Genomic DNA, 12,413 nt, shown 5'->3' on the forward strand with positions numbered 1-12,413 from the left:
AGTCTTCCCCGTAGAGGTTGTTTCCATGGGCGTACTTTGAACCTGGCACCCAGCGCTGGTTGAGTGTTTTGGGGTGATTTCTCCTGAACGGTGATTGCCTCGCTCAGGCAGTACAGCCGTTGAATAGTAGTCTATTCCGTTACCAGTCACACAAAGGGGAGCGGATTGGTCTCGGGATAAAACCGGGGTAGTAGCCGCTTTGAGATTGGGCAGTATGATCATCCGGATGCTGAATGACCCTGATGAGGTTTTCCCCAGCTGTCCCTGAGATGCTGCGAATGCAGTGTCTGCCAAAAAGGTCAGTAATGAGACTAGCAAAGCTGATAGTATGAAGAAATTATGCACGGGACCAACCTGAAAATATCTCTGTAGGGAATAATATCGACATTTTCCGGTTGAAATTGACAGGTGAATTTTCTTGGAATTAGCACTACATCACAAAATTCATACAAAACTGACTAAATGCTCACATACCGCCAGCAAAACCTTGCTGTCGCCAGGCCTCATAGCTAACAATCGCCACCGCATTAGAGAGGTTCAAGCTCCGGCTGGTTTCCAGCATGGGAATGCGCAGACGATGCTCTTTTGGAAAACTATTGCGAAGTGCGTCGGGCAGGCCGCTGGTTTCTGAGCCAAACAGCAGAACATCTCCTTCCTGATAATGGATCTGATCGTGGGGGCGGCTTCCCTTAGTGGTGCAGGCCAGAATCCGCTTGCCAGGCACGGCTTTCAGGAATTCGTCATAATTTTTATGCACAGACACTCGAGCCAGATCATGATAATCCAGTCCGGCACGGCGCAGCTTTTTCTCTTCCAGATCAAAGCCCAGAGGCTCAATCAAATGAAGCTGGCAGCCATTGTTGGCTACAAGTCTGATCAGGTTGCCGGTGTTGGCAGCAATTCGGGGTTCGTAGAGAGCAATATGGAACATGGGGGCTCTTGTAGGGAAAGTTCTGATAGCCGGGCATTATAAACTCTTAATTGGAGTTATCTCCTCTAAATGCTGTGAGTTGGATAAAGGGCTGCCAACCGGCAGACCCTTTTCGTTGTGAATATCTACACTTCAGTTATTTCTTCGCCTTCCATTCTGTCGTGCTCCATATCCAGCTCTTTAATTTTACGGGTCAGGGTGTTCCGTCCCCAACCCAGTAAGTTGGAGGCATCTCGTCGCTTACCGCAGGTGTGCCTGAGGGCGGTTTCAATCATGATGCGTTCAAAGGCAGGAACGGCCTGATCCAGCAGGGCGGTTTCTCCTTTAGCCAGTTGCTGCTCGGCCCAACTGCGCAGAGCCTGTTCCCAGTTGCTGGTGGAGGTGTTGTTCTGCTGCTGAACCAACAGTTCCGGCGGCATATCGGCAATCAGCACTTCCCGACTGGAAGCCATCACTGTCAGCCAACGACAGGTGTTTTCTAACTGGCGAACATTGCCGGGCCAGTTGAGGCCACACATAAACTCTTCTGTCTCTGGGCGTAACACTTTGGGCTCCACATCCAGTTCTTTTGCGGCCTTGTCGAGGAAGTGACGGGTCAGCAGGGGAATGTCTTCCCGGCGGTCGGCCAGGCGGGGCAGATGAACACGAATGACATTCAGGCGGTGGAATAAGTCTTCCCGGAAGGAGCCGTTTTGCACCAATCCTTCAAGGTTCTGGTGAGTGGCAGCGATGATGCGTACATTCACAGACACTGGCGTATGGCCACCCACACGGTAGAACTCGCCATCAGCCAGTACACGGAGCAGGCGGGTTTGGGTGTCGGCAGGCATATCGCCAATTTCATCAAGAAAGAGAGTGCCGCCATTGGCTTGCTCGAAGCGTCCACGACGTTGCTGGTTCGCACCAGTGAACGCACCTTTCTCATGACCGAACAGTTCGGATTCAATCAGGTCCTTGGGGATAGCTGCCATATTCAGGGGAATAAACGGGCTGGCTGCCCGTGGGCTGTGACGGTGGAGTGCGTGGGCCACAAGCTCTTTGCCAGTACCTGACTCACCGTTAATCAGCACTGTGATATTAGACTGGGAGAGTCGTCCGATTGCCCGGAAAACCTCCTGCATGGCCGACGCCTCACCGATGATTTCCGGCGTAGCTGTGATAGTCCCTTGCGGTTGCTGAACTTTTTGTTCCTGGGCATGGCTGAGGGCACGCTTCACCAGACTGACAGATTCATCTACATCAAAAGGTTTGGGCAGGTACTCGAAAGCACCACCCTGATAGGAGGCCACGGCGCTGTCCAGATCTGAGTGGGCTGTCATGATGATGATCGGCAAACCAGGAAAATCTTCTCCCAGTATTTTCAACATGGTCAGGCCATCGGTACCCGGCATACGTACGTCGCTGATAATGGCGTCGGGCTGCTGGGTTTGTATACGGGATAAAACGGCATCGGCTGATTCGAAGCTGGTGGTATTCACCCCCTCTTGGGCCAGTGCCCGTTCCAGTACCCAACGTATAGAACGATCGTCGTCTATGATCCAGACGTTATCAGCGTTGCTGATACCTGTGCTCATGATAAGAGTGCTCCTGCCGTGTGGTGTCCGTGGTTGTGCTTTTTAATGTGTCGATTTGTGAAAGGAATAAACAGGGAAAACTGGGTTTTCCCTGGCTGGGATTCACAAGCAATAATGCCGCTATGCTGGCTGAGTATGGATTGGGCGATGGAGAGTCCCAGCCCTGAGCCATCGGCCCGGCCGCTGACCATCGGGTAGAAAATATTGTCCACCATATCTTTAGGGATGCCTGGTCCATTATCCTCAATATCCACCCGGCAGATAATCTTATGGCGAGTGTTGCTGATGGTGAACTGCCTCAGCACACGGGTACGCAGGGTGATAACGCCTTCTGACAGCGGGCGAAATTGATTGATGGCCTGCATAGCGTTGCGCACGATATTCAGTGAGGCCTGAATAAGCTGTTCCGCATCCACCGACATCTCTGGAATACTGGGATCATAATCCCGCACAAGTTGCAGTGTGCCGTCGGTTTCGGCGTGAACCAGGCTGCATACCCGCTCCAGCACTTCATGAATATTCACAGGTTCCATCGTAGGCGGTTTAGTGGGGCCGAGCATTCTGTCGACAAGGTTGCGTAGCCTGTCCGCCTCTTCGATGATGACGTTGGTGTATTCCTGCAAATCGCCATCAGGTAATTCTCTTGCCAGTAACTGGGCTGCGCCCCGTAAACCCCCGAGGGGGTTTTTGATTTCGTGGGCCAGTCCTCTCACCAGAATGCGGGCAGTTTCCTGCTTGGCTTTGATTGTTTCTTCCCGGTGAATACGCAGCAGGCGATCCCGGGGTTGCAGTTCCATCAGTAAAGAGGTTTGACCGCTGTCAGTGATAGGCGTGATGGAATAGTCGGCCGTAAGGGGGGAACCGTTGCTGAGTAGCAGGTGGGCTTCCCGCTTGTTGTAGCAGGCACCGGTTTGCAATGCGTTTTTGATATTTGCCAGAGAGGCAAAATCTTCCTGGAACAGTTCATCAATCTGCAGGCCATGAACCTGTCGGTCGCTGACAGCGAGAGTGGCTTCAGCGGCAGGGTTTATGGCTCTTACGCGCAGGTTCTGATCAAACACCAAAACGGCTGTGGTCAGGTTCTCAAGGATTTTATCCTGCATGGTCTGGTTTTTCGCTTTCGCTTCGGATTCGCAGTCAGTGAGCATCATGGTGTGCCCATCTCCTCTTTCATCAGAGATACATAGCAAGAAACAAACCAGCCCGGGCAGAATGATCACAAAGCCAGCTTACAGGCGGATGCTCGCGAAATACCGAGTATTAAGGTGTTGGAGCATCAGAGCATCATTGTGACATGAACAAAAGCAACGCACCAATGTGGTGCATTGCTTTTGTTTGAAGAGCAGGGAGTGGTGGCTGGTTAGAAAAAGGCAAGCATGGAAACTTCTTTCTTTTTCCCGAACTGAGTGGCCCCTTCTCTGTTGATGTGTGCTCTGTGCCGATGCACATAGATGGTGCTCGTTTTGCTGGAAATGAGTGCCTTGCCTCGGCCGTCAATGACCTGAACCTGCAAAGAGTGAGCGCCCCGGTTCGGGCGTTTGATTTGAAAGCGGGGGGATTTGCTGTCTTGTTCAACTTCCCCGTTTACCAGAAGCCGAAAGCGATGCCCGCTCTGCAGGGCAGGAGTGACTTTGGCCGCCACGCTGATACTTGCTGGGTTCGGGAAGCTTTTCTGATCTTCTGGTGCCGTGATGACAACGGATTTATAGGCAGCCGCTCTTTGCTCTTTGGCACTGGTACGAGGAGGGCGCGGCCGTACAGGGGTAGCCGGGAGAGTGAGAATCGGGCCGATCTCCACCTTTTCAGAAGGTTTACTGTCTTTGGGCTTTTTATCGGTATAAATGACGTTGCCGTTGGCATCGACAGTGCGATACACCTGCGCCTGTACTGCTGGCACGGTGATAAGAGCAGCCAGAAGCCCCGACAAGAGAAGTTGGTATGATGCGGTCATTTTATCCGTTCTTTTTCTATTATCTTTCTCCCATGTTAATGGTTGAGGGAGTGGTTCGCCAATGCATCCCACAGGGTTCAATATGTACAGGCTCAGCGCAATTATCATTCTTCTGATAATTGCCGGTACTGGCTACGGCAAGACTTATAGAGACGACCATACAAGCAGCGAGACTCCCCGTGAAGGGCTTATTCGCTTAAAACGGGTGGTGATTTTTGGTGACAGTCTGGCAGATACCGGCAACACATGGCAGGTGACTCGTTATTTGAATGGCATTGGGGAAAAGCCCTGGTTTTATGATGATTTATTCGCCCAGGGCTGGGAGTGGCTGCCCATCAGTCAGGTGTTGGGGGTAACGCCCCCTTCTGGTTACTATGACGGGCGTTTCAGTAATGGGCCACTGGCAGGGGAGCTATTGGCGGAAATGATGGGTATGAGTGCCAACAATCCAAGTGAGGTCGAAAATCTGGCCTTTGGCGGAAGCTGGACAATGTCTGCCCGCCACTTTATGAACTCCTGGATGTTTCTAACCGGGGATAGTTCGGTTTCTCTCTACGACTGTTTAAGGCATTTGGTCAGCGGGCAGGCAAAATGGTTGATACCCAGCGCATCAGAAATCGTGGACTGGTATCTGACACGTCACCGAACATTAGATGACGAAACCATGTATGTTATGGCCTCTGGTGCGAATGACTATCAGAACCGTTATTGGGATGTCGAGAGCGTTGTAGCTGAGCAAGTGGTTATGATCCGTCGGCTTATTGAGGCCGGGGCACGGCATATATCATGGGGAACCTTGCCAGACTTGACATTTACTCCCTGCTTTCAGGGAAGCGAGGATGTTAAGCTGGTGGATAATCTGATTAAACAGCACAACCAGAAAGTCATTGAAGCCAGAAAACAGCTGGTACAAGAGTACCCCTACGTAAAAATGGTTTTTGTGGATGGTTACTCTGCGGTACGGCTGTTTTTCCATCACGCTGAAAGCTTTGGGTTTAAAGTGCTTGATAAAGGGTGTACTGATGTGAATTTTCCCGGCTGCCCTTTGAAAGGTGGTGTGTCTATTCAGCAGGGAGAAAGCATGTCGGTATGTAGTAATCCGGACGAATATTTCTTCTGGGATACCGTGCACCCCTCAGCCCGTGTGTATGAACATATCGCCACTTATTTGTGCGTGATGACCGGGTTGGAAGGGTATTGGACCAACTGTCGTTTGCCCAGAGATTTTAATCTGGGGCGTGTTGCAAAGCTCTATGATCTGATTGTTCAGGAGAAAGCGCTTGATAGCATTCCCACACCGGAAGAGCTGGGGCGGCTTCTGCAACTGGATACGCTGTCGGGAAGTCAGAGTTTATAAAAAACAGGGCAAGAAAAAAGGGTTACCGCTTTAGTAACCCTTTTGGGCATAGAGAGAAAGTGCTGCACAGAGCCTTGTGTTCAGTGCGCTGTCCTGCCGGATATGGTTAGCAGGAGTAGTAGAGATCAAACTCTACGGGGTGAGTGGTCTGGCTTACTTTCACACACTCTTCACGTTTCAGCTCCAGATAGCCATCGATCATATCATCGGTGAATACGCCACCTGCCGTCAGGAACTCACGATCCTGATCCAGAGCATTCAAAGCTTCTTCAAAGCTGGCAGCAACTGTTGGAATTTCCGCGGCTTCTTCTGGTGGCAGATCGTACAGATCCTTATCTGCTGCATCGCCAGGGTGAATCTGGTTCTTAATGCCATCCAGACCAGCCATCAGCAGTGCCGCGAAGGCCAGGTAAGGGTTGGCAGTCGGATCAGGGAAGCGAACTTCAATACGACGAGCCTTGGGGCTGTTCACGTATGGAATTCGGATGGAAGCAGAACGGTTACGGGCAGAATAAGCCAGCATAACAGGCGCTTCAAAACCGGGAACCAGACGCTTGTAAGCGTTGGTGGATGCATTAGCGAAAGCGTTGATGGCTTTGGCATGCTTGATCACACCACCGATGTAATACAGGGCCGCTTCACTCAGGCCTGCATAGCCGTCGCCGGCAAACAGGTTGTTGCCATCTTTGTTGATGGACATGTGAACGTGCATGCCGCTGCCGTTGTCGCCAACCAGTGGCTTGGGCATAAAGGTCGCTGTTTTGCCGTAAGCGTGAGCAACGTTGTGTACGGCATACTTGAGAATCTGGGTTTCGTCAGCCTTGCGTACCAGCGTGTTGAAGCGGGTACCGATTTCACACTGGCCCGCAGTACCCACTTCGTGGTGGTGTACTTCTACAGGTACGCCCATAGCCTCAGTGGCAGCACACATGGCTGCACGCAGATCGTGCAGGGAGTCGACAGGAGGGACGGGGAAGTAGCCGCCCTTAACACTTGGGCGGTGACCAGTGTTGCCGCCTTCAAATATTTCGTTGGAAGCCCAGGCCGCTTCTTCGGAGTTTACTTCGTAAGATGCACCGGAGATGTCGATCTTCCACTTCACATCATCAAATACAAAGAACTCTGGCTCAGGGCCAAAGAACGCAGTGTCACCAATACCGGTAGACTTCAGGTAGTCTTCTGCGCGCCTGGCTACGGAGCGAGGATCACGCTCATAACCCTGCATGGTGGATGGTTCAATAATGTCACAGCGCAGGTTCAGGGTGTTTTCATCGGTGAAAGGATCCACAACGGCGGTGCTGTCATCGGGCATCAGGATCATGTCGGATTCGTTAATGCCTTTCCAGCCGGAGATGGAGGAGCCGTCGAACATCTTACCTACTTCAAAGAATTCGCCGTCGATCTCGCTGATTGGGAGGGACACGTGCTGCTCTTTACCGCGAGTGTCGGTAAAGCGCAGGTCGATCCACTTGATGTCGTGTTCCTCGATCAGAGTAAGAGTCTTATTGGACATTATTGTCAATCCTCAGGGTTGTCTCGACCGTTTGAATCCAAGTTTCAGGTGTCGTTTCCTGGTGCTGGATTTGCGGTGTTGTCAGTTCAGTTCGGTCAACACGGGCAACTCCGGCAGACCATTCAGGCTCGTAAGATACAAAACGTCTTTAGCAAAGCATGTGCCAAACCCATAACACTCCCACGAACCCGTGTTTTCCGGGCGCACAAACCTGTGCATCCTTTGTTATCGTTGTTCTGCTCTCAGGCTTTCATTGAAGTCTTGCACTATCCCTGTGCGGAGAAAGATTCCGGTGCGCCAAAACGGTGCGGCAGCATAATCAGCTAACCTTTTCTGTTCCATCCTGGCGCAGCCTGTGAATAAATCACTGGAGGTTGCGGAAAACCGAGGTCAGTTTACACCCATTGTCGTGAATATGCTGCACGCTTTCTTATCAGCGGGAGGGGAGTTCTTATTGCAAAGACACCTTATTTTTCAGTCTGTCGTTCTACAGGGATAGTGCCGAAGGTGGTTTTCTTTATGCACAATGATGCAGGGCGAATCTGCTCCTCTGGGTGAGACGCCATGGTTATGTTTTGAGGCGCGTGCAGGTGGCTGGCGCTGAAAGGCGAAGTGTCATATGGATCCGGTGGGCAGAGAGATTTCATCTGGAAATATGCTTGAGCTATCTGGCTGTTAGTCATGCGGTGATATAGCGGGCCAAACTCGGCCAGATAGCTATGGCAATGCCCCAGTGATCGCAGGACGTATACGACAGACTTCATGAAATGATAGTGATAATGAGGCATATTGAATGCACTGCCAGCCTGTATCACGTCTCTTTTTATAGAGTCGAGAAAAGTCGCAAGTGGCAGGTCTTTGTAGCGACGATCAAGCTCATCTCTGTTGAGCTTGAGCTTATATTCCAGTGCACGAAACAGATACTCACGCGCTTCTTGCAAAAGCGCCTTGCGTTTCTCAATGTAGTGTTTCTGGGAATGGAGCCAGGGAATTGTCATGTCATCAAGGCGATGCATGATTGTCCAGGCGCGCTCTTCATAAAGTACCTCAATACCATGATGGCCGTTTAACCATTGAAGGCCGCTATCGAGCACCATTTGTTCAGACTGACCATAACTGGTGTCCAGATCAATCTCCGTATTGGGATCTGTGAAAAGCTCCTGATTCCGGTAAGCAAGCGCCACTTTCCAGACTCTGCGAATTTCATCGGACCAGTTCCAATGCAATCTTGGGTCAAGTGCTTCATTGGGAGCCTCCTCTATAGTAGCGATTTTGAGCCGCTTGGGTTTAACCAGTGACCAGTCATCGTCGATGACATGTTCAGGGCTCGGAGCAAGGCTATGTGTTGATAAGGAGTGAGGTGATGCCGGGAGCGAGGAAATGGAAACTATGCTGCTCTGTGGTGATAACGACGGTATTGGGCTTATAAGCTGGAGTCTGGATAAATCCAGTTCGCTGCATGAATTGGAAAGAGCGCATTCTTGTTTGCCCCTCCCCTTAACGATATCTGCAGATGCTGCTCTGTGAATTCTTTTTTGAGGCTTTCTGATTTTCTTCAGATTACCCCTGCGAGAGGTTGGCAGAGAGCGATTGTATGAAGGTTGGGGGGGGGCTAAAGGAGAGTCATTTTGTCTGGTAAGTGCATTGTCGTGCTCTTTGGCAAGAAGGTTGTGTTCATCCTCTAGTAAGTGCGTGAGTTTGATTTCCTCCATAACCAAAGCACGGTGTAATTCATCTACATAATTAAGCCTGAATTTTTGAAGGTATTGACTCTTTACACGATACAATTCACTTATCAGCCTATGGCTTCTGTGGCGCTGCAGTTGAGTGAGAAATCTTTCTGAAAGACCAAGGTAAGCACCTTCTTTTGTTGCCTGCAGGTATAGCCTTGCAGCCTCGTCTGTCATCCTTTTGCTATCAGAAATCTGCAGCATTCCCAGTGCAGCCACCCCGTACATAATACGTCTCATCAGTGGTGCAGGAACATGCTGCGCCTGTTCTGCAATCGTGCTCAGTTTGGCCAGAAGACCCTCACTGTTGGTGAGTTGCGGTAATTCAAGCAACATGGCAACCATACTGCCTAAGTTATTGACAAAAGAGTGGATGGATGTGGGAAGGCGAGCAAAATGGTAGGGATGTATATCGAGCGCCCTGCTCATCAGGGCGCTGACCATGACCGCGCTTCTGCCCTCAATAAAGCAGGTGCTTTCGGCATTGGCTTCTTTTTCCCATGGTGTCATTAAGCCCGCTTCAAGGGCCAGAACTTCGACCTGGAGACGGTCGATATCGATGTTTTCTCTCTCTTGCACTGTTCGCCACAGGGTTTGTTCCATATGGCTAAAAAACAAAGGTGAGAATACGCCGGCATCGGTGGCTGCCTGACTCTCTTTCAGGCTTTTGGCATAAGAGAGATAGTTGGCTGCTGCACTCAGGTCAGCATTACCCGATTGGCTGGGCAGTAAGCCGAGGTGGAGCAGCCCCAGTAGCCAGTACATGCCAGGGTGTTGAATGTAAGGGGCATCTGTTGTCAGGTGAAATATTTTTTGGAAATAGTGGTTCCCCTCCATGCAATGTTCTTCGATCTTTGATTGTTGTGTCGTGGTATGGTGCTGTGCACCCAAGAGATTCCACTGTGCCAGCCAGAGATGAAGGAAGCTGGCGGCAACTTCCGGGCTAAACGAAGCAGACTTGATCAGCAGCTCACGGAACTCCGCTGGAAAAGGCAGGGGGCGGTGCTTTGCTCGTGAGGGATGCGGATTTTTCTGAACGTAGCGTGCCCAGCGAGTAAAGACCAGACCTGCATGAACAGCATAAAGTTTGGCTTGCCGTATGTTATTGGCAGACATTTGCTCCGGCGAGGGCTGAGGTACTTCTGAAGCATCACATGTTGCTTTAGCTTTATTTTCATGTGATCTGGACTGGCCCCCTTTTTTTCTGTTTGTCTTTTTGGAAGATGGGCTGCGTTTGAGCGTTGCAGCCTTGGTTCTGGTAACGGAAGGATTCTCTTTACGAACGACCTTCCAGTTAAACGCTTCGAGTTCTTCATTAATGACAAGGCTAAGGGCAATATCTTTGGCCTGTTCAGTAAATTCCTCTATAAGTTGAATGACCTCAGAGTGCAAAAGGGGCGACTGAGGAGGCGGAATGCTTTCGGTGGTTTTTACCCTTTCGGGGGCAGCTTGCGGAGGTTGTACTGAGTAAAATGCTTCGAGATCGAGTGTTTTGCCTTCTATTAAGGATAAATCCGGAACTCTGTAATCTTCCTCTGATGAATAAGCACTGACTGGAAAATATACAGATACAAGACATACACATAAGCAAAGCCAGAATGACGTTGCCAGAGGAACCGACCCTGGCCGCTGCGATAGTCTTGACATGGAACCTCCCTATCTGAGATTTTGTTTTTTGCAGTGTTATTGCTTCTCAGATATCCAATACAGCCTGAAAAGATAGCTGAATTTTTATCATGGCTTCGGTTCTAAATAAGTCCCCGGACTATTGCCCTTCATCTGAGGAGAGGAACAGTATCGTTCCTGCTGGCTGGTTTCCCAAGGTGTTCTGTATAATGGTGGATTAAATCTGTTTCTGGCCCGGTCCATCCCACGTTCATGAAGTTTATTATCAAGCTGTTCCCGGAGATTACTATTAAGAGTGCTCCGGTTCGTAAGCAACTGGTGAAACAGTTGCGCCGCAATATCCGCACCGTTTGTCGCTCTGTTGATGAATCCCTCGAGGTGACAGGCAAGTGGGACATGATTGAGGCGGAAAGCAGCCTCACTGATCCTGCCGATATTGCCACCGTTGCAGACCGCCTCCAGTGTATCCCCGGTATCCATCAGGCACTCGAAGTGGCGGAATACCCGCTCACCACTCTGGACGATATGCTGGCTATCGTGAAGCCTCAGTTTGAGGCACAGCTGGCAGGCAAAACCTTTTGTGTGCGTGTAAAGCGCACCGGCAGCCATGACTTTTCTTCTAATGAAGTTGAGCGGTACATCGGTGGTGAACTGAACCAGAACACCGAAGCGGCAGGCGTTAAGCTCAAGAACCCTGACGTAAAGGTGGAGATGGAGATCAAGCACGATCGCTGGTTTCTGATCACCAAACGCCATCAAGGCATGGGTGGCTATCCCATTGGCTCTCAGGATCCTGTTCTGTCCCTGATCTCTGGTGGTTTTGACTCCACCGTATCCAGCTTCCTGACTATGAAACGCGGATTGAACACCCACTTCTGCTTTTTCAATCTTGGCGGCCATGCCCACGAACTGGCAGTGAAGGAGGTGGCTTACTACCTGTGGAGCCGTTACGGTGCTTCCCACCGTGTGCGCTTTGTCACCATTCCGTTTGAAGGCGTGGTGGAAGAAATTCTGACCAAGATCGATAACAGCTACATGGGCGTTATCCTCAAGCGGATGATGCTGCGTGCTGCCTGCAAAACCGCAGAGCTGATGGATATTCAGGCTATTGTGACCGGTGAGTCTGTGGCTCAGGTTTCCAGCCAGACCCTGACCAACCTGGCGGTGATTGATTCTGTCACTGATCGTCTGGTGTTCCGTCCGCTGGCCACCATGGATAAGGGGGAAATCATCTCCACCGCAGCCCGTATTGGTACCGAAGAGTTCGCCAGGAACATTCCCGAGTACTGCGCTGTTATCTCCAAAAAGCCCACCACCAAAGCCAAACGCGAAAAGGTGGAGAAGGAAGAAACCTTCTTCGACTTCGGTGTGCTGGATGCCGCTGTAGAAAGCCGCCGCTCCGTTTCTATCGCCGATATTATCGCCGACGATCTGACCCGCGAGCAGGTGGAAGTTGTGGATAAGATCGCGACTGATGACGTGATTATCGACATCCGCCATCCAACAGAAGAAGAGTTGAAACCGCTGGTGATGGAAGACCGCGAGATTCAGGTGATTCCGTTTTATCAGCTGATGACCAGATTCCCGGAGCTTGACCGCGAGTGCCATTACCTGCTCTATTGCGACAAGGGTGTGATGAGCCAGCTCCACGCCATGCACTTGCGTGATGAAGGCTTTAGCAACGTGGCCGTTTTCCAGCCGAAAGATAGGTAAGCAGCTTTCTCCCTCGCC

Annotated in this window: 9 protein-coding genes; 2 read left to right on the forward strand and 7 right to left on the reverse strand. The window is 50.9% G+C overall.

Annotated features, from left to right (window positions below; translation table 11 throughout):
• The 5 genes from E1189_RS25470 to E1189_RS11445 all read right to left on the reverse strand — a co-directional run.
• On the reverse strand, positions 1–222 hold a 222-nt coding region (locus tag E1189_RS25470; protein WP_230460341.1), incomplete at its 3' end, for a hypothetical protein.
• A 244-nt stretch (positions 223–466) separates the two neighbouring features.
• Positions 467–931, reverse strand: a complete 465-nt coding sequence (locus E1189_RS11430) for a tRNA (cytidine(34)-2'-O)-methyltransferase (protein WP_155160462.1) — start codon at positions 929–931, stop codon at positions 467–469.
• Between the two features lie 125 nt (positions 932–1,056).
• A complete protein-coding gene (gene glnG / locus E1189_RS11435) occupies positions 1,057–2,505 on the reverse strand; it encodes a nitrogen regulation protein NR(I) (RefSeq protein WP_155160463.1) in 1,449 nt (482 codons plus the stop codon).
• Entirely contained in the window at positions 2,502–3,656 is a 1,155-nt protein-coding gene (gene glnL / locus E1189_RS11440) for a nitrogen regulation protein NR(II) (protein WP_329601999.1), read from the reverse strand. Before glnL ends, glnG begins: the two co-directional genes overlap by 4 nt.
• 209 nt (positions 3,657–3,865) lie before the next feature.
• On the reverse strand, positions 3,866–4,456 hold the full coding sequence (locus tag E1189_RS11445; protein WP_196221386.1) for a DUF4124 domain-containing protein: 591 nt from the start codon (positions 4,454–4,456) through the stop codon (positions 3,866–3,868).
• 61 nt (positions 4,457–4,517) lie between these two features.
• Between E1189_RS11445 and E1189_RS11450 the strand changes: the two genes are divergently transcribed.
• Positions 4,518–5,813, forward strand: coding sequence for an SGNH/GDSL hydrolase family protein (locus E1189_RS11450; RefSeq protein ID WP_230460342.1), 1,296 nt, complete (start codon positions 4,518–4,520; stop codon positions 5,811–5,813).
• Between the two features lie 106 nt (positions 5,814–5,919).
• Here the strand turns inward: E1189_RS11450 and glnA are convergent, their stop codons facing one another.
• Positions 5,920–7,326 (reverse strand): glutamate--ammonia ligase, encoded by a 1,407-nt coding sequence (glnA, locus tag E1189_RS11455; RefSeq protein WP_155160466.1) that lies wholly within the window; start codon positions 7,324–7,326, stop codon positions 5,920–5,922.
• Positions 7,327–7,793: 467 nt separating this feature from the next.
• A complete protein-coding gene (locus E1189_RS11460; RefSeq protein WP_155160467.1) occupies positions 7,794–10,172 on the reverse strand; it encodes a hypothetical protein in 2,379 nt (792 codons plus the stop codon).
• 762 nt (positions 10,173–10,934) lie between these two features.
• Here E1189_RS11460 and thiI point away from each other — a divergent pair.
• Positions 10,935–12,395: a tRNA uracil 4-sulfurtransferase ThiI gene (gene thiI, locus E1189_RS11465; RefSeq protein ID WP_155160468.1), complete on the forward strand. Its 1,461-nt coding sequence runs from the start codon at positions 10,935–10,937 to the stop codon at positions 12,393–12,395.
• The last annotated feature ends 18 nt before the right edge of the window (positions 12,396–12,413 follow it).

The organism is Parendozoicomonas verongulae, assembly GCF_009711465.1.
Lineage (GTDB): Bacteria > Pseudomonadota > Gammaproteobacteria > Pseudomonadales > Endozoicomonadaceae > Sansalvadorimonas > Sansalvadorimonas verongulae.